Origin of the sequence: Pseudomonas guariconensis (genome assembly GCF_024127895.1) — a bacterium.
Classification (GTDB): domain Bacteria; phylum Pseudomonadota; class Gammaproteobacteria; order Pseudomonadales; family Pseudomonadaceae; genus Aquipseudomonas; species Aquipseudomonas guariconensis_B.
Genome location: NZ_JAMYBK010000011.1, coordinates 17,191 through 37,117 on the forward strand (window position 1 = coordinate 17,191; position 19,927 = coordinate 37,117).

Here is a 19,927-nt window from a genome sequence, read left to right on the forward strand (position 1 = left end):
CTCATTGGGCTCCCTTGTTGGCGGCCTGGAACATGGCGCGCAGCAGCACGTCGCAGCCGTCGGCCAGGTCCTGCGGCGCAGCGTTCTCGATCTCGTTGTGGCTGATGCCACCTTCGCAGGGCACGAAGATCATCCCTGCAGGGCCCAACTCGGCGAGGAAGATCGCGTCGTGGCCGGCGCCACTGACGATGTCCATGTGGCTCAGGCCCAGCTCGCGGGCACCCTGGCGCACGGCATCGACGCACGCTTCGGCGAAGTACAACGGTGGGAAGTCCGCGGTGGGCGTGAGCTCGAAGCGCAGGCCGTGCTTGGCCGCGCAGGCCTCGATCGTTTGGCGTACCTCGCCGACCATGGCATCCAGGTGGCCGGGGTCGAGATGGCGCAGGTCGATCGTCATCTGCACCTGGCCCGGGATCACGTTGCGCGAGGCTGGGTGCACGTTCAGGCAGCCGACGGTACCGCAGGCATGGGGCTGATGAGCGTGGGCGATGCGGTTGACCGCGGTGACCACCTCGGCGGCACCGACCAGGGCATCCTTGCGCAGGCGCATCGGGGTAGGGCCGGCATGGGCCTCGACGCCGGTCAGTACCAGGTCGAACCACTTCTGTCCCAGGCAGCCCTGGACCACGCCGATGGTGGTGCGCAGGTCTTCCAGCACCGGGCCCTGCTCTATGTGCGCCTCGAAGTAGGCGCCGACCGCATGGCCGGTGGGCACACGGGGGCCGGCATAGCCGATGCGGGTAAGCTCCGCGCCCACCGACAGGCCCTGGTCGTCGATCTTCTCCAGGGTCTCCTGCAGGTCGAACTTCCCGGCGAACACCCCCGAGCCCATCATGCACGGCGGAAAGCGCGAGCCTTCCTCGTTGGTCCATACCACCACCTCCAGCGGCGCCTCGGTGGCAAGGCCCAGGTCGTTGAGGGTACGCACCACTTCCAACCCGGCCATGACCCCATAGCAACCGTCGAACTTGCCGCCGGTGGGCTGGGTGTCGATGTGGCTGCCGGTCATCACTGGCGCCAGGTCGGGATTGCGTCCGGGGCGGCGGGCGAAGATATTGCCGATGGCATCGATGCTGACAGTGCAGCCCGCCTCGGTGCACCAGTGCACGAACAGGTCGCGGGCCTGGCGGTCGAGGTCGGTCAGGGCCAGGCGGCAGACGCCTCCCTTGGGCGTGGCGCCGAGCCGGGCCAGGTCCATCAGCGATTGCCACAGGCGTTCACGGTTGACCAGCGTGCCCTGGCCGAGCAGGTGCCGCGAGGGATCGATACGGGTATTCATGGGCCGTCTCCTTTCAGGCACTCAGGGCCAGATAGCGATTCTTGATGCTCGGGTCGGCGCGAAACTGTGCAGCGCTGCCCTGGTAGGCCACCCGGCCTTGTTCGAGCACGTAGTGACGGTCGGCGAGGGCGTCGCAGACCATCAGGTTCTGTTCCACCAGCAGGATCGACAGCCCTTCGTCCTTGATCCGCCGCAGGATCCTCACCAGTTCGTCGACGATCACCGGTGCCAGGCCTTCGGTGGGTTCGTCGAGGACCAGCAGCCTGGGGTCGTTGAGCAGGGCGCGGGCGATGGCGAGCATCTGCTGTTCGCCGCCCGACAGGGCAAAACCGCCATTGCGCCGCCGTTCCTTTAGCCGCGGGAACATGGCGTATACGTCCTGCAATTGCCAACGACTGTCCTTGCGCACGGCGATCTTCAGGTTTTCCTCGACACTGAGCTGGCGGAAGATCCCGCGATGCTCCGGCACCAGCGCGATACCTTGCCGGGCGATGTCGAAGATCTCGCGGCCGACCAGGGGCTGGCCATTGAAGGTGATCTGCCCCTGGCGCGGCCGCACGATGCCGAGGATGCTGCGCAGGGTGGTGGTCTTGCCGGCGCCGTTGCGCCCGAGCAGGGTCACCAGTTCGCCGGCCTCGACCTTCAGCGAGACCCCTTCGAGCACATGGCTCTTGTCGTAGTAGGAATGGATCGAATCGACGTTGAGCATCAGGCGGCCTCTCCTAGGTAGGCGGTGCGCACGCGCTCGTCGTTGCGCACCAAGTCCGGGGTGCCTTCGACCAGGATCTGGCCATGGCTCATGACGGTGATGCGCTGGCTGATCGACATGACGATGCTCATGTTGTGCTCGATCAGCAGCACGGTGTGGTCGCGGCCCAGGTCGCTGATCAACTCGGTCATCACCGGGATGTCGTCGATGCCCATCCCGGAGGTGGGCTCATCGAGCATCAGCAGGGTTGGGCGGGCGCAGATCGACATGCCCACCTCCAGCACCCGCTGCTGGCCGTGGGACAACTCGCCGGCCAGGGTGTCGGCGCGGGCGGTGAGCTTGAGGCGTTCGAGCACCTGGTCGGCGGTGTCCCAGTGGCTGCGCTTGTGCTCGACGCTGCGCCAGAAGTTCAGCGCACCGAGGCCATCGCGGCCCTGGGCCGCCAGGCGCAGGTTCTCGCGCACCGACAGGTTCTGGAACAGGCTGGTGAGCTGGAACGAGCGCGCCATGCCCAGCGCTACCCGGCCATGGGACGGCTTGCGCAGGATGTCCTGGCCATTGAACAGGATCTTGCCACCAGTGGCCTGGCGCTCGCCGGTCAGGCAATGGAACAGGCTGGTCTTGCCGGCGCCATTGGGGCCGATGACGGTATGGATGGTGCCGGCACGCACGTTCAGGTCGACGCCGTCGACCGCGCGAAACGGCCCGTAGGCCAGTTCCAGGCCACGGGTTTCCAGGAGGTAGTCGCTCATCACAGGGTCTCCTTGGTCTTGGCGCTGAACGGGCGGCTCGGGCACAGGCGCTTGCCCAGTTCGGCGAGGCCGCCCCACAACCCGCCGCGCATGAACACCACCACCAGGATCAGGATCGCCCCCAGCAGCATCAGCCAGCGCGGCCACAGTTCCGACAACACGTCGCCCAGCACGACGATGGCGCCGGCGCCCAGCAAGGAGCCGAACAGCGAGCCGGTGCCGCCGACGATGGTCATGATCAGGATGTTCTCGCTCATCATCAGGTCGATGTTCGACAGCGGCGCGAAGTGCAGCAGCATCGCGTACAACGCCCCGGCGATACCGGTGATGGCGCCGGACAGCATGAACACCAGGATCTTGAAATGGCGGGTGTCGTAGCCGATGGCCGCGGCGCGGGTCTCGTTCTCGCGGATCGCCAGCAGGGTGCTGCCGAACGGCGAGCGGATCACCCGCAGGGCGCCGGCGAAGATCAGCAGGAACAGCACCGCGACGAAGGCATAGAAGTGCCGTGGGTCGGCCAGGTCCACCAGCACCTGGCCGGCGACCTGGATGTTCGGCCGCGGTACGTCGAGCAGGCCGTTGTCGCCACCGGTCCAGTCACTCAGGGTATAGGCCAGGAAGTAGGCCATCTGGCTGAAGGCCAGGGTCAGCATGACGAAGTAGATGCCCTTGCGGCGGATCGCCAGGGCGCCTACCAGCAGCGCCAGGAAGGCGCCGAACACCGCCGCGCCGAGCAGGGCGCTGAACAGCCCCCACTTGAGGTGGATCATCAGCAGCGAGGCACCATAGGCCCCGACGCCGAAGAAGATGCCCTGGCCGAACGACAGCAGGCCCGTGTAGCCCAGCAGCAGGTTGCAGGCCAGCGCCGCCAGGGCAAAGATCAGGATCTCGGTGGCCAGGGTCGCCGACGGCAGCAGCAGTGGCAGGCCGACCAGGGTGACGATCACCAGGCCCAGCAGGGCCGGCGCGCGGCCCTTGGCCACGGGCAAAGGATTTTTCTCGCTCATCTTCATGCTCTCCCGAACAGGCCGTAGGGACGTACCAGGATCACCGCCGCCATGGCGCCATAGATCATCAGGCTGGCGCCTTGCGGCCAGAGGCTGGTCATCATGCTCTGCACCACGCCCACCAGCAGGCCTCCCACCAGGGCGCCGCCGAACGAGCCCATGCCGCCGATCACCACCACCACGAAGGCGATGCCGAGGATCTCCGGGCCGACGAACGGCTGGGCGCCGCGCAAGGGAGCGAACAGCACCCCGGCGACCCCGGCCAGGCCCACGCCGAGGGCGAAGGTCAGGGAGAACAGGCGGAAGATGTTGGTGCCCAGCAGCGAGACCGTTTCGGTGCTTTCACTGCCGGCGCGCACCAGCGCCCCGAAGCGCGTGCGCTCCAACAGCAGCCACAGGCCCAGGCCGATCAGCGCGGCGAAGCCGATGAGGAACAGGCGGTAGTAGGGGTAGATGAAATCGCCGACGATCAGCACCCCGCGCAGCTCCGGCGGCACCGCGATATGTTTGCCGACCGGGCCCCAGATCAGCACCGAGGCTTCCTGGATGATCAGGGCTATCCCCAGGGTGACGAGGATCTGGAAGGTATGCGGCAGGTGGTAGATGCGCTTGATCAGCATGCGCTCCACGGCCCACGCCAGCGCAGCGACGGCCAGTGGCGCCAGCAGCAGGGCCAGCCAGAAATTGCCGGTCAGGGCCACGGCGGTGTAGCACAGGTAGGCGCCGAGCAGGAAGAACGCGCCATGGGCGAAATTGACGAAGTTGAGCAGGCCGAAAATGATCGTCAGGCCCACGGCGATGAGGAAGTAGATCATCCCCAGGCCCAGGCCGTTGAGCAGCTGGAACAGGTACAAGTCGAGCATGGACGTGCCCTCTGCAGCGCGCCGGGCGGCTGCATGTCTGGATGGTTGGGACGAACGCCGCGGCTCAGGCCAGGGCGCAACCGGTGTGGTCGACCTCGATGAACGAGCGGCCGGCACTGAGTACCTCGGCCAGGTCGTCCTCGTCGCGCATCTGGCCCTGGGGTTTGCCGCGCAGCAGGTAATAGTCCTTGAGCACCTGGTGGTCGCCCGGGCGGATCAGCTCGTCGCCGGTCGGGCCCTGGAAACGCATGCCTTGGAGGGTGCGGGCCACGCTCGGGCCATCGAAGGTGCCGGCCTTGGCGATGGCCTCGAGCATGACCTTGGTGCCGATGTAGTCGGCCGCCAGCGGGTAGTTGGGGTTGACGCCATAGGCCTTGCGCGTGGCTTCGACCAGGTGCCTGTTCAGCGGCGTGTCGACCTGGTGCCAGTACTGTGCGCCCAGGTACACGCCCTCCAGCACGTCGCTGCCCAGTTCCTGGAACTGGTCGAGGCCGGCCGACCACACCAGCAGTACTTTCATGCGCTCCTTGATGCCGAAGTTGACCGCCTGGCGCAGGGCGTTGGACGACTGGCTGCCGAAGTTGAGCAGTACCAGCACATCGGGCTTGGCAGCGATGGCGTTGGTCAGGTAGCCGGAGAATTCCTGTTCCTGCAGGGAGTGGTAACTGTTGCCGATGTGCTCGACGCCGAACTCGGCGAACACCTTGCGTGCGTTGTCCAGCAGGGCATCGCCGAACACGTACTGCGGGGTGATGGTGTACCAGCGCCTGGCCTGCGGCAGTTGGCGGATCATCGGCACCAGGGTCTCGCGGATGGCCCCGTAGGTCGGCACCGACCAGCGGAAGGTCGAGGCGTTGCAGTCCTTGCCGGTGATCTCGTCGGCGCCGACTGGGGTCATGAACACGCCACCGGCCTTATGGATCTCCTTCGACACCGCCAGGGCCGAGGACGACAGGGTGCAGCCCTGGAAGAAGCGGGCGCCATCCTGGCCGATGGCTTCCTGTACCTTGCGCACTGCCTTGCCGGCGTTGCCCTCGGTGTCGATCACCTTGTACTTCAGGGGCCGCCCGAGCAGTTGGGGATGCTCGGCGATGGCCAGGCGCGAGCCCATGTCGGCGTACTTGCCATAGCTGGCGAAGGCACCGGACATGGACTTGAGCCCGTAGAAGGTCAGCGGTTCGTCGGCGAATGCCCGGTGCGCCCCGAGGGGGAGGCTACCGAGGGCACCCAGGGCAAGGCCTGCCTTGAGCAGGGTACGTCTTTGCATGGGTAACTCCTTGGTTGTGGTTATTAGGCAGGAGTGGCAATGGCAAAGCGGGTACGGCGGGCCTGTGTGCAGGCCTCTTTCCAGGCTGATCAGTGGTGGTGTTCGAACTCCAGCAGGAAGTTGCGTGCGACCTCGCCCTCCAGCGCGGTCATGTGGTGCTCGGCGTCGCACATGTGTGCATGCATCAGCCGGCGCACGGCCTGTTCGTCGCTGGCGCGCAGGGCCAGCAGGAGCTGCTTGTGGTAGTCGATGTTGGCGGCGGCGAACTGCTGGCGCTTGGGCAGGTAGGCCTTCTTCAGCACCACCAGGTCGCGCAGCAGGTCGTTGAGGAACACCGCCATGAAGCGCAGCAGCGGGTTGGGGCAGCGGTGCGCCAGCAGGGTGTGGAACTCCAGCTCCGCCAGGCGCTGCTCGCGCTGGCCCTGTTCGCTGTCTTCCGGGGCGCTGCAGAAGTCGATGTTGGCCTGTAGCGCGGCGTAGTCGGCTTCGCTCAACTGGCCCATCACCGATACCGCCAGTTCCACTTCGATGACCTTGCGCAGTTGGTACACCTGCTCGCCGTCCAGGTGCTGGAAGTGCAGGTAGTTGCGCAGGGCGCGGCTGGCCGGCTCGGTGCCCACCTCGTTGAGGTAGGCGCCGCCGGCCGGGCCGGTGCGGGTGCTGACCAGGCCCTCGACCTCCAGGGCCTTGAGTGCCTCGCGGGCGGTGCCCTTGGAACATTCGAAGTGCTCCATCAGCTCGCGCTCGGTGGGCAGGCGATCGCCGGGGTGCAGGGCCTCGGTGACGATCGAGCGCTTGACCGATTCGACGATCACGTCGGAGAGCTTCTGGCGCTTACGCTTGGGTTTGAGCATTTGTACTGTTTTTCATATTTATGCGGATAAATAGGATTTAGCGAACTTTGCCGGGTTCGGTCAATGGTGGCGTCAGGGAAGGGGTCGTAAATGGTGCGAAAGGGTCGGGGAGGGATAAGTGGGAGGGCTTGGCCTAATGCCGGTTTTGGGGCTGCACGGCAGCCCCAGGATCACAAGGCGCTATTCGACGGGTCGGTAGGGCAATCGATCAGTCTTTCTGGCCAGGCCCCTGCTCCAGGTGCGCCTGGCTGCAATACCAGTCGTTACCCAGTTTCAGGGCCCGGTCGTTGGGCAGGTGCACGCCGCAGTGGGCGCAGCGCACCATCTTCAGCGGGTCGTCGAGCGTAGGCTCGTGACGGCCTTGCTGACTGGTCTTGAACTTGCGCCACAGCCAGAACGCGGCGGCGATCAGGGCGATCCAGAAGAGTAGGCGAACCATGGTGTCCAGCTTGTCGGTAAATAGAGCAGACAGTCTAGGGCGCAGGCATGAAAAAAGGGAGGTCTGGACCTCCCTTTCTCATGCGTTGCAGATCAGTCGAACAGACCGAAGGTCATGTAGCTGAACCAGGAACGCTCCTTCTCGGCTTCCTTCGGACCTTCCGGCAGGATCGGGTCGCCGTTCTCGTCCTTGGGCAGCAGCTCTTCCGGCATCTCGGCGCGGGCATCCTGGAACTGCTTGACCACGTCCTGGTTGGCGCGGGTCTCGCCCGGCGGCAGCGGGGTTTCGGTCTCGATCAGGCCCAGGGTGGCCTTGGACAGCCAGGAGCGGTTGTCGGCCTCGTCCCGCTTGGGGCGGAACTCGCCATCGACCAGGCTCGGGTGGTCGGGGTAGTTGAGCTTGAGGGTTTCCAGGCTGGTGGCGGCCAGATCGTCCAGGTGCAGGCGCTGGTAGGCCTCGACCATCACGGCCAGGCCGTCGCCGACCGACGGCGTCTCCTGGAAGTTCTCCACCACGTAGCGGCCACGGTTGGCGGCGGCCACATAGGCCTGGCGGCCCAGGTAGTAGTCGGCCACGTGGATCTCGTAGGAGGCCAGCAGGTTGCGCAGGTAGATCATGCGCTGCTTGGCGTCCGGGGCGTAGCGGCTGTTGGGGAAGCGGCTGGTGAGCTGGGCGAACTCGTTGTAGGAGTCGCGGGCGGCACCCGGGTCACGCTTGGTCATGTCCAGCGGCAGGAAGCGCGCCAGCAGGCCGCGGTCCTGGTCGAACGAGGTCAGGCCCTTGAGGTAGTAGGCGTAGTCGACGTTGGGGTGCTGCGGGTGCAGGCGGATGAAACGCTCGGCGGCGGATTTGGCAGCCTCCGGCTCGGCATTCTTGTAGTTGGCGTAGATCAGCTCCAACTGGGCCTGGTCGGCGTAGCGGCCGAACGGATAGCGCGACTCCAGGGCCTTGAGCTTGCTCACGGCGCTGGTGTAGCTGTGGTTGTCCAGGTCGGCCTGCGCCTGCTGGTACAGCTCGGCTTCGCTGAGATTCTCGTCGATGACTTCCTTGTTCGAGGAACAGGCAGCGGTAAGCCCGAGGATGGCGATCAGCAGCAGGTGTTTCACTTGCATGGCGGCTTGCGTCCCTTTGACGGCCGCTGTCTTGGGCGGTGCCGTCCTGTTATGATGAGCGCCCCCGGCCAATCCCGGGGCAAAAGAAGCCGTATTTAACCACAAGCGCGCAGCCGAAACCAAAGGCTGTACGCCCGCCGAATCGAGCATGTCCGAGATCATTCAACTTAGCGCAGAGGTACCGTCCGAACTGGGCGGTCAACGCCTCGACCAGGTCGCTGCCCAACTGTTCGCCGAGTATTCACGCTCGCGTCTTGCCGCGTGGATCAAGGAAGGCCGCCTGACGGTCGACGGCGCGGTGCTGCGCCCGCGCGACATCGTCCATGGCGGCTCCCTGCTGGCCCTGGAGGCCGAGCACGAAGCCCAGGGCGAATGGGAGGCCCAGGCCATCGAACTGGACATCGTCTACGAAGACGACCAGATCCTGGTGATCAACAAGCCCGCCGGGCTGGTGGTCCACCCCGCTGCCGGGCATGCCGATGGCACCCTGCTCAATGCCCTGCTGCACCATGTGCCGGACATCGTCAACGTACCGCGCGCTGGCATCGTCCACCGCCTGGACAAGGACACCACCGGCCTGATGGTGGTGGCCAAGACCCTGCAGGCGCAGACCAACCTGGTCGAGCAACTGCAGCGCCGCAGCGTCAGCCGCATCTATGAATGCATCGTCGTCGGCGTGGTCACCGCTGGCGGCAAGGTCGATGCACCGATCGGCCGGCATGGCACCCAGCGCCAGCGCATGGCGGTCACCGAAGGCGGCAAGCCGGCGGTCAGCCACTACCGCGTGCTGGAGCGCTTCCGCTCGCACACCCATGTGCGGGTCAAGCTGGAAACCGGGCGGACCCACCAGATCCGCGTACACATGGCCCACGTCAACTTCCCGTTGGTCGGCGACCCGGTGTACGGCGGGCGCTTCCGCATCCCGCCGGCGGCCAACCCGACCATGGTCGAGGCGCTCAAGACCTTCCCGCGCCAGGCCCTGCACGCGCGTTTCCTGGAGCTGGACCACCCGACCACCGGCAAGCGCATCGGCTGGGAGTCGCCGCTGCCGGACGATTTCGTCTGGCTGCTGTCGCTGCTCAAGCAGGACCGCGAGAGCTTCATCGGATGAACGACCTGACGCAGGCGCTGCTGTTCCCCGACTGGCCGGCCCCGGCGTCGGTACACGCCTGTGTCACCACGCGCGGGGGCGGCAGCAGCCTGCCGCCCTACGACACCTTCAACCTCGGCGACCACGTTGGCGACGACCCGGCAGCGGTCGCCGAGAACCGCCGGCGCCTGAGCGATGCGCTGCACATCCAGCCGGCCTGGCTCAAGCAGGTACATGGCCTGGCCGTGGTCGAGGCCGACCCGACCGTGGTGGCCGAAGCCGACGCCAGTTGGACCGCCCGTCCCGGCATCGCCTGCGCGGTGATGACCGCCGACTGCCTGCCGGTGCTGTTCTGCGACCGCGCCGGTACGCGCGTGGCGGCCGCCCATGCCGGCTGGCGCGGGTTGGCCGGCGGGGTGCTGGAAGCCACCCTCGACACGCTGGCCGTGCCTGCCGAGGACGTGTTGGTCTGGCTCAGCCCGGCCATCGGCCCGCAGGCCTTCGAGGTCGGGCTGGAAGTGCGCGATGCCTTCACCGCCGTGCACCCCGAGGCTGCCGAGGCCTTTGTCCCAGGCGAGCGGCCCGGCAAGCTGATGGCCGACATCTACACGCTCGCGCGTATCCGCCTGGCTGCCCGTGGCGTGACGGCCATTCATGGCGGTGGCTTCTGCACGGTCAGCGACCCGCGCTTCTTTTCCTATCGGCAAACCCCGCAAGGCGGGCGCTTTGCATCGCTGGTCTGGCTCCAGCCGAGCTGACCCAGGTCAAGCCCGCTAAGCTTGAAACTTCCAGAATCAACCTTATCTACAGGTTATCTCTGGCAGGTTTCTTCATCAGGTGTGTCCATCGCTCCGACCTGCCCTTATAGGAAGGTATCCCCATGCGAATAGACCGTTTGACCAGCAAGTTGCAACTGGCGTTATCCGATTCCCAATCCCTGGCGGTGGGCATGGACCACCCGGCCATCGAGCCCCTGCACCTGATGCAGGCGCTGATCGACCAGCAGGGCGGCTCCATCAAGCCGCTGCTGATGCAGGTCGGCTTCGACATCAACAGCCTGCGCCAGGCCCTGGTGAAAGAGCTGGACCAATTGCCGAAGATCCAGAACCCCACCGGCGACGTGAACATGTCCCAGGACCTGGCGCGCATGCTCAACCAGGCCGACCGCCTGGCCCAGCAGAAGGGCGACCAGTTCATCTCCAGCGAACTGGTGCTGCTCGCCGCCATGGACGAGAACAGCAAGCTCGGCAAGCTGCTGCTCAGCCAGGGCGTGAGCAAGAAGGCCCTGGAGAACGCCATCAACAACCTGCGTGGCGGCGCGGCGGTCAATGACGCCAATGCCGAGGAATCGCGCCAGGCCCTGGACAAGTACACCGTCGACCTGACCAAGCGTGCCGAGGAAGGCAAGCTCGACCCGGTGATCGGCCGTGACGACGAGATCCGCCGCACCGTGCAGGTGCTGCAGCGGCGCACCAAGAACAACCCGGTGCTGATTGGCGAGCCGGGCGTGGGCAAGACCGCCATCGCCGAGGGCCTGGCCCAGCGCATCATCAACGGCGAAGTGCCCGATGGCCTCAAAGGCAAGCGCCTGCTCGCCCTGGACATGGGCGCGCTGATCGCCGGCGCCAAGTACCGCGGCGAGTTCGAGGAGCGCCTCAAGGCCCTGCTCAACGAGCTGTCCAAGCAGGAAGGCCAGATCATCCTGTTCATCGACGAGTTGCATACCATGGTCGGTGCCGGCAAGGGCGAGGGCGCCATGGATGCCGGCAACATGCTCAAGCCGGCCCTGGCCCGTGGCGAGCTGCACTGCGTCGGTGCCACCACGCTCAACGAGTACCGCCAGTTCATCGAGAAGGACGCGGCGCTGGAGCGGCGCTTCCAGAAGGTGCTGGTGGAAGAGCCGAGCGAGGAAGACACCATCGCCATCCTGCGTGGCCTGAAGGAGCGCTACGAGGTGCACCACAAGGTGGCCATCACCGACGGCGCGATCATCGCCGCGGCCAAGCTCAGCCACCGCTACATCACCGACCGCCAGTTGCCAGACAAGGCCATCGACCTGATCGACGAAGCGGCCAGCCGCATCCGCATGGAGATCGACTCCAAGCCGGAAGTGCTCGACCGCCTCGACCGTCGCCTGATCCAGCTGAAGGTCGAATCCCAGGCACTGAAGAAGGAAGAAGACGAGGCCGCCAAGAAGCGCCTGGAGAAACTGACCGAGGAAATCGAGCGTCTGGAGCGTGAGTACTCTGACCTCGAAGAGATCTGGGCGTCCGAAAAAGCGGAAGTGCAGGGTTCGGCGCAGATCCAGCAGAAGATCGAGCAAGCCCGCCAGGAGCTGGAAGCTGCCCGCCGCAAGGGCGACCTCAGCCGCATGGCCGAGCTGCAGTACGGGGTGATCCCGGACCTTGAGCGCAGCCTGCAGATGGTCGACCAGCACGGCAAGACCGAGAACCAGCTGCTGCGCAACAAGGTCACCGAGGAAGAGATCGCCGAAGTGGTGTCCAAGTGGACCGGCATCCCGGTGGCCAAGATGCTCGAAGGCGAGCGCGAGAAGCTGCTGAAGATGGAAGCGCTGCTGCACCAGCGTGTCATCGGCCAGGACGAGGCGGTGACCGCCGTGGCCAACGCCGTGCGCCGTTCCCGCGCCGGCCTTGCCGACCCCAACCGGCCGAGCGGCTCGTTCCTGTTCCTTGGCCCGACCGGCGTGGGCAAGACCGAGCTGTGCAAGGCGCTGGCCGAGTTCCTGTTCGACACTGAAGAGGCGATGGTGCGTATCGACATGTCCGAGTTCATGGAGAAACACTCCGTCGCTCGCCTGATCGGCGCCCCACCCGGATACGTGGGCTACGAGGAGGGTGGCTACCTGACCGAGGCCGTGCGGCGTAAGCCTTACTCGGTGGTGCTGCTCGACGAAGTGGAGAAGGCCCACCCGGACGTGTTCAACGTGCTGTTGCAGGTGCTCGAGGATGGCCGCCTGACCGACAGCCATGGGCGCACCGTGGATTTTCGCAACACCGTGATCGTGATGACCTCCAACCTGGGCTCGGCGCAGATCCAGGAACTGGCGGGTGACCGCGAAGCGCAGCGTGCAGCGGTGATGGATGCGGTGAGTTCGCACTTCCGTCCGGAGTTCATCAACCGGATCGACGAAGTGGTGGTGTTCGAGCCGCTGGGCCGCGAGCAGATCGCCGGTATCACCGAGATCCAGCTTGGCCGCCTGCGCAGCCGCCTGGCCGAGCGCGAGCTGTCGCTGACCCTGAGCCCGGAGGCGCTGGACAAGCTGATCGCTGTCGGCTACGACCCGGTGTATGGCGCACGGCCGCTCAAGCGTGCGATACAGCGCTGGATCGAGAACCCGCTGGCGCAGTTGATCCTCGGCGGGCAGTTCCTGCCTGGCGCGGCGATCACGGCCAAAGTCGAGGGCGACGAGATCGTCTTTGCCTGAGCCTTGCTCCCGACGAGCCCCGCATTCGCGGGGCTTTTTTTGTTTCACGATGACTCCAGTACCGTAATTCGCTGGACTACGCCAAGGCTCGATACAGCAGGTTTATCAATCACTTAGGTGAGTTCAACATATGCCGGTGCTTTCCGAAACTTGACCCGGCTTCCCCTCGCGTGGCTCCCATGCGGCTCTTGGAAACCGGGCTTTCCGAGGAGTCATCATGGCGAAGATCAAGCTCACCAAGTCCGCAGTCGATGCGGCGCAGCCTCAAGACAAGGCCATCGAACTGCGGGATACCGTGGTGCCCGGCTTCCTGTGCAAGATCACCCCGGCGGGCCGCAAGGTGTTCATGCTCCAGTACCGCACGAACGCCGGCGAGCGCCGCAAGCCTGCCCTGGGTCAGTACGGGGAACTGACGGTCGATCAGGCGCGCACGATGGCACAGGAGTGGCTGGCCGAGGTGCGCAAGGGCGGCGACCCCAGCGCGGCCAAGAACGCCGCCCGCAAGGCACCGACCATGAAGGAGTTCTGCCACACCTTCATGGAGGACTACTCCAAGCAGCGCAACAAGCCCAGCACGCAGCGCGGCTATCAGGGCGTGATTGACCGCTGCATCATCCCGATCATGGGCCGGATGAAGGTGCAGGACGTGAAGCGCCCGGACGTGGCTGCGCTGATGAAGACGCTGGCCTACAAGCAGGCCGAGGCCAACCGCACCTTCGGCGTGTTGCGCAAGATGTTCAACCTGGCCGAAGTGTGGGGGCTACGCCCAGACGGCACGAATCCGTGCCGCCACGTCCCTATGTACCCGCCCGGCAAAGAAACCCGGCTCATCGTCGATGACGAGCTGGTGCGGATCTTCCGCCACCTGGAGCATCTGGAGACGGAAGGGCTGGAGAACTACGTCATCCCGCTGGCGATCCGCCTGCAATTCGAGTTCGCTGCCCGCCGCTCAGAAATCTGCCCGCTCGAATGGGCATGGGTTGATCTGGAAAACCGCCGCGTCGTCTGGCCCGACAGCAAGACCGGCGGTATCTCCAAGCCCATGAGCGAGGAAGCCTATCGGCTGCTGTCCACAGCGCCGCGCCGGGACGGCTGCCCCTATGTCCTGCCGTCGCCCAACGATCCGACTCGGCACATGACTCACGGTGAACACTACGGCGGCTGGACGCGCGCGCTCAAGGCCGCTGGTGTGCCGCACGTCGGCACGCATGGCATCCGCCACCGGGCGACCACCGATATTGCCAACTCGGGCGTGCCAACCAAGGTGGGCATGAAGCTCACAGGTCACAAGACCGTGGCGATGTTTATGCACTATGTTCATACCGAGGACAAGCCGGTGCGGGATGCGGCCGAACTGGTGGCGAGCCGGCGGCTGGCGATTACTGGGGCATCCCGTTCCATGGAGGTGACAGCATGACAAGGAAGGTGCCTGTGACAGCGCGGAAACCTGCCGCCTTACCGGCTGGCTATGCAGGCATCCACGGCGGCATCGTGGAACTGCTGGATGCGGCGCGCCAGGCAGCGGCGCGCAGTGTCAATGCGTTGATGACCGCCAGCTATTGGGAAATCGGCCGCCGGATCGTCGAAGCCGAGCAGAAAGGCAGGCGGCGGGCTGGTTACGGCGAGCAGTTGATGGAGCGTTTGTCCACCGACCTGACGGCCCGATTCGGGCGCGGGTTCGGCGTCAACAACCTGGAGAGCATGCGGCGTTTCTACCTCGCGTACCCCCAACCCGAGATTTCCCAGACACTGTCTGGGAAATTGGGAAACGAGTCGCCCCCTGAGAAATCCCAGACAGTGTCTGGGAAATTGAGCCTGTCCGAGCTGGCTCAGGTCTTCACTCTGCCGTGGTCAGCCTATGTCCGGCTGCTGTCGGTCAAGGATGACTATGCCCGTCGGTTTTACGAGGCCGAGGCGCTGCGCGGTGGCTGGAGCGTGCGCCAGCTCGATCGACAGATAGGCAGCCAGTTCTATGAACGCACAGCCTTGTCCAGGGACAAGGCGGCGATGCTGGTCAAGGGCGCGGTGGCCAAGCCCGAGGATGCCGTCACGCCCAATGATGCGATCAAAGACCCGTATGTGCTGGAGTTCCTCGACCTCAAGGATGAGTATTCGGAATCTGACCTGGAAGCCACCTTGATCCAGCGTCTGGAAGACTTCCTGCTGGAGTTGGGTGAAGGCTTCACCTTCGTCGGGCGGCAACGCCGGTTGCGTATCGACCAGACGTGGTATCGGGTGGATCTGCTGTTCTTCCATCGCAAGCTGCGCTGCCTGGTCATCATCGACCTGAAGCTGGGCAGCCTGACCCATGCTGATGTGGGGCAGATGCACATGTACTGCAACTATGCCAAGGAGCATTGGGCCTACCCGGACGAGAATCCGCCGGTGGGCCTGATCCTGTGCGCCGACAAGGGCCATGCCTTGGCGAGGTATGCACTGGATGGCTTGCCGACCAAGGTGATGGCGGCCAACTATCGCACCGTGCTGCCGGATGCCGAATTGCTGCAAAAAGAGCTGGAGAACACACGGCGTCTGCTTGAATCTCGCGGAACGCTGTCCCTCAAGGACGGAAAACGGTAAGCGCAGACTCAGAGCCTCAAATCATATACACAAAACACTTGCAACAATCAGCGCAAGAGTGGCGCCAGCGATAATCAATGTGGCATTCTGCCAAAGTGCTACAAGTCCCTTCTTGTGTATGGCACTTGACCTGCGATCAGCACGGCAGTGCATCGATCGGCAAAGGCGACGGGTACTGCAAGCGCTCCCAGGTGCTTGGGATTCTCCGATCAAGTCACCACAGGTCAGACGGCCTGTGGTGACTTGATCGGAGAATCCTTAGTGCGTTCTTGTTGGATTATAGGAACCAATTTATCGTAACGAACAATAAATAACTATGGCGTGTGATGATGAAAATAGGTGTCAGCGGTGCCAGTGGTCAGCTTGGCAGTGCAGTTGTCCAAGCACTTGTAGAAACGGTCGCAGCCGAAGATGTGGTGGCGATTTCGCGCACGCCCAAGACCGATCGAGCCTACGAAGGCCGCTTGGGCGACTACGACCAACCCGAGACACTGGCGGCGGCCTATCAGGGCCTGGATCGCCTGCTCTTGATTCCTGGGCCTGACCTGCAGCCGGGGATTCGCTCACGTCAGATGCTGGCGGCCCTGGATGCGGCGGCACGCGCCCAGGTCGGTCACGTCTTCCTGTTGTCGGCAACCGGGACGCAACGTGAGGAGGAGCCAGCCGTTGGCGCGGCGTACTGGCACAGTGAGCAGGCGTTGATCAAGAGCACGATCCCCGCTTGGACGATGCTGCGCATGAGCTATTTTTCCGAGACGCTGGCCGAAGAGGTGCGGATGTCGTTGACGGCAGGCGGGCTTTCCGCGCTCGCGGACAGTCGCGTCAGTTTCGTTTCGCGCAGTGATGTGGCCAAAGCGGCAGCCGCTGCACTAACCAGTGAGGGCCACGAGGGCGCCATTTATCAGCTGACGGGATCTGACGTCCTGCGCGGTGAAACGGTCTGCAGGCTGATTGAGCAGCTTGTGCAGCGTCCTTTCGTCTTGAACGTGATGCCCGCCGAAGGACTGCGAGCCGGGCTGATCAAGGCGGGGCTACCTGAGGTCATTATCGACGCAGTGATATCCATGAAGGCGCGGCAGGCGCGCGGCGCTTATGACCTCGTCAGCGGTGACATCGAGCGTTTGACCGGATGCGCGCCGTGTTCTCTGGCCGAGATTCTTGCGAGAACAGCCGACGGACTGAGGCAGTCGTAGTCATTCGCGTGCTGGGAGCCTTCATCGTACAGGGTCGAAAACTTGTAAGAGCGCAGAATCAGGGTGGAGCCGCAGGTCTTCAATGGCCACTTGCATCACCACTGGCTCGATGCCCGCGCCACCACTTCGCTGCCCCAGTCGACGAAAGCCCGCACGACCGGGGAAAGGTGCCGGCTGTGTGGGTAAAGAACGGAAATTGGCTCCGGTTCGGCATGCGCCGCCTCCAGCACACGGACCAGTCGGCCTGCAGCCAAGTGATCTCGCACCATGTAGCTGGCCACGCGGATCAAGCCCAGGCCGGCGATACCGGCTTCCACGTAGGCGTCGGTGTCATCGACGCGTATGCATTCCCGCATGGTAATGGCAGTGGTCTGCGCGCCGTCCTGGAAATTCCAATGTGCCAGGCGGCCAGCGTGGCCGCCGAGGTAGCCTACCGCGACATGCTGTTGCAAGGCCTGCAGGCTGTCAGGCGTTCCGTGCTGCGAAAGGTAATCCGGGGCGCCGCAGACGATCCAGTGAAAGCGGCCGATGCGCCGGGCCACCAACTGTGAGCTGCGTAGGGTGCCGGTGCGGATGACACAGTCCAGTCCCTGTCGAACGACATCTGCCGTGGTGTCAGACAGATGCAGTTCCAGTTCGACTCGGGGGTGGCGGCGCATGAACGCCGGCAAGGCTGCAATCAGGCAATGCCTCGCCAGCGACGAGGTGGTGCCGATCTTGATCGTGCCGTGCAGCGCTTCGGCTTGTTGAGAGGCTTGGGCCTCTGCCTCCTGCAGTTCACGCAGGATCGCCTTGCAACTGTCGTAGAAGCGCAGACCCGCATCGGTGGCGCTGACAGCGCGCGTCGTGCGATTGAGCAGCCGCGTGCCCAGGTGCGATTCCAGTTCCTTGATGTTGCGCGTGACGGTTGAGGGAAGCACGTTCAACGTATTGGCGGCCTGTTTGAAACTGCCGGCCTCGATCACGCGCACGAAAGTCTCCATGGCTTGCAGTCTATCCATGGTGAACATCTCCTTGTGAGGATGGGCGCGCTAAGGCGCCAGCGTTGGGGCCCTCATCGCATGAGGGCTGAAACGACTAATTATTGCATTTATTCAAATAGTGAAAATTGCTCTGTCCGCTTTTTCATCTACTTCCATGAAACTAAACTTCCATGCATGTGACAAGGATGTAAGCACAATTTTGCGTGATTCTCGTCACGGAGTCGCTCGTTGGCCGTTCTCGCGGGCTGGTGCGAAATATTTCATTTATTTGAGTATGAGAAATTATGTCTATGTCAGCAAACGAATCCTATCGCCGTGACCTGTTGGTCCTTGGCGCCGGTCAACTGGGCATGGCGGTGCTGCGTGCGCTCGCTCCGCGCGCGGCCGAGCGCCGCCAATCGGTCACGGTTGTTGTCTCACCGCAGACTGTCTCCAGCACCCGCCCCGGGGATATCGAAAGTCTCGGTATCTTGCAGGCGTCGGGCGTGGAGGTCATCGGCTTCGATCTGGCTGGCGATGCCGCCGCCCTGCAAGCCTTGTTTGAGCGCTATCGCACGGTGGTCAATTGCACCGGCTTCGTCGCTGGCCCCGGCACGCAGTTGAAAATCACCCGCGCCGCGCTAGACGCCAAGGTCGAGCGCTATTTCCCGTGGCAGTTCGGCGTTGACTACGATGTGGTCGGACAGGGCAGTGGCCAACCGGTGTTCGACGAGCAATATGAAGTACGCCAACTGCTGCGCGCCCAGCAGCAGACCGAGTGGGTGATCATCTCCACCGGCATGTTCACCAGCTTCCTGTTCGAGCCGGCGTTCGACGTGGTGAACCTTGCCGCCAGGACTGTCCATGGCCTGGGCACCTGGGACACCAGGGTCACGGTCACGACGCCGGAAGACATTGGCAGGCTCACCACGGAGATACTGTTGGCCGAGCCGCGCATCGCCAACGAGGTGGTGTATGTGGCCGGCGATACGATTTCCTATGGCGAGTTGGCCGAGGTTGTCGAGCGCGTCACCGGATATGCGTTCGAGAAGACGCTGTGGTCGCTGGACAAGTTGCGCGCCGATCTGGCGCAGATGCCTGATGATGTCATGACGCGCTACCGGGCTGCCTTCGCGCTTGGTGATGGGATGTGGTGGGACAAGGCCAACACCTTCAATGCGAAACACGGCATTGAAACAGTCGATGTCGCGCATTACCTGCAGCACCTGTTGGAAGCCTGACCCGGTCGCTTGCATGAGACTGTGCGCGTCCTCCATCAGGGAACAAGCCGAGCGTGGCGCTTTCCAACGCCAAGCGTGGATCCGAAAAATCGACTGGCCGGCTGATGCGCATTGCGTTCATCAGCTGGCATGAGTCGCCCGATCCCTTTGCAGCAAAACCACACACCCGAAATCGAGCTGCTGCTGGTCGCTGACTAAACGGATGATTCCTCGGGCGCGTAGCCCGAAGCTGCGCATTCATTGTTCTGAAAAGTGACGACGTATTGGGCTACGATGAACCGATAAGCGTCACTATGTAGGCAATCGAGCCCTACGAAGCACGATGCCCCTTACTCTCCCGACGCTCCTATGTGGCACCTAGCTCACAATACTGAGACCTCCTATAGCCGCCTGCGCAATAGATAACCTATTGTCCCACTTACCGTTTCATGCCGTCCGTCATTGGTACGAAGGACTTGACACCGGCCCTTTTTTGAACGCCTACAAGCCATTTGGGGCTGCCTTGCAGCCCCAAATGGCCGCTGAAAGCCTTGACCGACCGGCATTGCTCCACAGGCTTCCAGCGGCCGTAACGTTGGATTCTGAATAACTCTTTGAGAATGTTGAAAATTTTCTTTGCATTTTGCTTCGGGTGCGCTTAATATGCGCCCCGCTGTCAGGCACTACACAGATCACCGGCGGTAGAGGCGATCTGAAAACAATTTGCAAATCAGTAAGTTGAAAGCAAATTGGGGGTTGACAAGCGATTCGGAGGATGTAGAATAGCGCGCCTCGGAGACATGAACGCAAACGCGAATGTCGAAGAGTTCGAAGCTGAACAGCCTTCGAAGTAGTACGAAGTTGTAGTTCCGCGATAGCTCAGTCGGTAGAGCAAATGACTGTTAATCATTGGGTCCCTGGTTCGAGTCCAGGTCGCGGAGCCAAATTCGGGGTGTAGCGCAGTCCGGTAGCGCGCCTGCTTTGGGAGCAGGATGTCAGGAGTTCGAATCCCCTCACCCCGACCATTTTCCGGGTCGTTAGCTCAGTTGGTAGAGCAGTTGGCTTTTAACCAATTGGTCGAAGGTTCGAGTCCTTCACGACCCACCATGTAAAAAGGGCATCTCGCATGAGATGCCCTTTTTCTTTTGTCTGTCG

General features: G+C 63.7%; 17 protein-coding genes and 3 tRNA genes. 10 read left to right on the forward strand and 10 right to left on the reverse strand.

Annotation, left to right across the window (positions count from 1 at the left end; genetic code table 11):
* Window position 1: 1 nt before the first annotated feature.
* The 9 genes from NJF35_RS13505 to NJF35_RS13545 form a co-directional block, all read right to left on the reverse strand.
* Complete coding sequence (locus tag NJF35_RS13505; protein ID WP_262924600.1) at window positions 2-1,279, reverse strand: Zn-dependent hydrolase; 1,278 nt, start codon at window positions 1,277-1,279, stop codon at window positions 2-4.
* A 13-nt stretch (window positions 1,280-1,292) separates the two neighbouring features.
* Window positions 1,293-1,988: an ABC transporter ATP-binding protein gene (locus NJF35_RS13510; protein ID WP_225789524.1), complete on the reverse strand. Its 696-nt coding sequence runs from the start codon at window positions 1,986-1,988 to the stop codon at window positions 1,293-1,295.
* Window positions 1,988-2,740 carry an ABC transporter ATP-binding protein gene (locus tag NJF35_RS13515; protein WP_225789525.1) on the reverse strand — a complete coding sequence of 251 codons (753 nt, stop codon included), beginning with the start codon at window positions 2,738-2,740 and terminating at the stop codon, window positions 1,988-1,990. Before NJF35_RS13515 ends, NJF35_RS13510 begins: the two co-directional genes overlap by 1 nt.
* A complete protein-coding gene (locus tag NJF35_RS13520; protein ID WP_225789526.1) occupies window positions 2,740-3,747 on the reverse strand; it encodes a branched-chain amino acid ABC transporter permease in 1,008 nt (335 codons plus the stop codon). The genes NJF35_RS13515 and NJF35_RS13520 overlap by 1 nt, the downstream gene beginning before the upstream one ends.
* A 2-nt stretch (window positions 3,748-3,749) precedes the next feature.
* On the reverse strand, window positions 3,750-4,610 hold the full coding sequence (locus tag NJF35_RS13525) for a branched-chain amino acid ABC transporter permease (RefSeq protein ID WP_225789527.1): 861 nt from the start codon (window positions 4,608-4,610) through the stop codon (window positions 3,750-3,752).
* A 64-nt stretch (window positions 4,611-4,674) separates the two neighbouring features.
* Complete coding sequence (locus tag NJF35_RS13530) at window positions 4,675-5,877, reverse strand: ABC transporter substrate-binding protein (protein WP_225789528.1); 1,203 nt, start codon at window positions 5,875-5,877, stop codon at window positions 4,675-4,677.
* A gap of 89 nt (window positions 5,878-5,966) precedes the next feature.
* On the reverse strand, window positions 5,967-6,731 hold the full coding sequence (locus NJF35_RS13535) for a FadR/GntR family transcriptional regulator (protein ID WP_225789529.1): 765 nt from the start codon (window positions 6,729-6,731) through the stop codon (window positions 5,967-5,969).
* 208 nt (window positions 6,732-6,939) lie between these two features.
* Window positions 6,940-7,170 (reverse strand): PP0621 family protein, encoded by a 231-nt coding sequence (locus tag NJF35_RS13540; RefSeq protein WP_225789530.1) that lies wholly within the window; start codon window positions 7,168-7,170, stop codon window positions 6,940-6,942.
* A gap of 92 nt (window positions 7,171-7,262) precedes the next feature.
* Entirely contained in the window at window positions 7,263-8,282 is a 1,020-nt protein-coding gene (locus tag NJF35_RS13545; protein ID WP_225789531.1) for an outer membrane protein assembly factor BamD, read from the reverse strand.
* A gap of 148 nt (window positions 8,283-8,430) precedes the next feature.
* On the opposite strand from NJF35_RS13545, the gene rluD reads away from it, so the two are divergent.
* From rluD to NJF35_RS13575, 6 genes are all read left to right on the forward strand, one after another.
* On the forward strand, window positions 8,431-9,393 hold the full coding sequence (rluD, locus tag NJF35_RS13550; protein ID WP_225789532.1) for a 23S rRNA pseudouridine(1911/1915/1917) synthase RluD: 963 nt from the start codon (window positions 8,431-8,433) through the stop codon (window positions 9,391-9,393).
* Window positions 9,390-10,130: a peptidoglycan editing factor PgeF gene (gene pgeF / locus NJF35_RS13555; RefSeq protein WP_253091174.1), complete on the forward strand. Its 741-nt coding sequence runs from the start codon at window positions 9,390-9,392 to the stop codon at window positions 10,128-10,130. Before rluD ends, pgeF begins: the two co-directional genes overlap by 4 nt.
* A gap of 122 nt (window positions 10,131-10,252) precedes the next feature.
* Window positions 10,253-12,817: an ATP-dependent chaperone ClpB gene (gene clpB / locus NJF35_RS13560; protein WP_253080042.1), complete on the forward strand. Its 2,565-nt coding sequence runs from the start codon at window positions 10,253-10,255 to the stop codon at window positions 12,815-12,817.
* Between the two features lie 217 nt (window positions 12,818-13,034).
* Window positions 13,035-14,234, forward strand: a complete 1,200-nt coding sequence (locus tag NJF35_RS13565; RefSeq protein ID WP_253091175.1) for a tyrosine-type recombinase/integrase — start codon at window positions 13,035-13,037, stop codon at window positions 14,232-14,234.
* The gene (locus NJF35_RS13570) at window positions 14,231-15,397 is read left to right on the forward strand and encodes a YhcG family protein (RefSeq protein WP_253080040.1); all 1,167 of its coding nucleotides are present in this window, start codon (window positions 14,231-14,233) and stop codon (window positions 15,395-15,397) included. The genes NJF35_RS13565 and NJF35_RS13570 overlap by 4 nt, the downstream gene beginning before the upstream one ends.
* A 329-nt stretch (window positions 15,398-15,726) precedes the next feature.
* Window positions 15,727-16,590: an NAD(P)H-binding protein gene (locus NJF35_RS13575; RefSeq protein WP_253080039.1), complete on the forward strand. Its 864-nt coding sequence runs from the start codon at window positions 15,727-15,729 to the stop codon at window positions 16,588-16,590.
* A 95-nt stretch (window positions 16,591-16,685) separates the two neighbouring features.
* Here NJF35_RS13575 and NJF35_RS13580 read toward each other — a convergent pair whose 3' ends face one another.
* Window positions 16,686-17,591: a LysR substrate-binding domain-containing protein gene (locus NJF35_RS13580; protein ID WP_253080038.1), complete on the reverse strand. Its 906-nt coding sequence runs from the start codon at window positions 17,589-17,591 to the stop codon at window positions 16,686-16,688.
* A 266-nt stretch (window positions 17,592-17,857) separates the two neighbouring features.
* Between NJF35_RS13580 and NJF35_RS13585 the strand changes: the two genes are divergently transcribed.
* The 4 genes from NJF35_RS13585 (at window position 17,858) to NJF35_RS13600 (ending at window position 19,879) form a co-directional block, all read left to right on the forward strand.
* Window positions 17,858-18,793 (forward strand): aromatic alcohol reductase, encoded by a 936-nt coding sequence (locus NJF35_RS13585; RefSeq protein ID WP_410896957.1) that lies wholly within the window; start codon window positions 17,858-17,860, stop codon window positions 18,791-18,793.
* 847 nt (window positions 18,794-19,640) lie between these two features.
* Window positions 19,641-19,716, forward strand: a tRNA-Asn gene (locus tag NJF35_RS13590).
* A 4-nt stretch (window positions 19,717-19,720) separates the two neighbouring features.
* Window positions 19,721-19,797: transfer RNA gene (locus NJF35_RS13595), tRNA-Pro, on the forward strand.
* A gap of 6 nt (window positions 19,798-19,803) precedes the next feature.
* A tRNA-Lys gene (locus NJF35_RS13600) sits at window positions 19,804-19,879 on the forward strand.
* The last annotated feature ends 48 nt before the right edge of the window (window positions 19,880-19,927 follow it).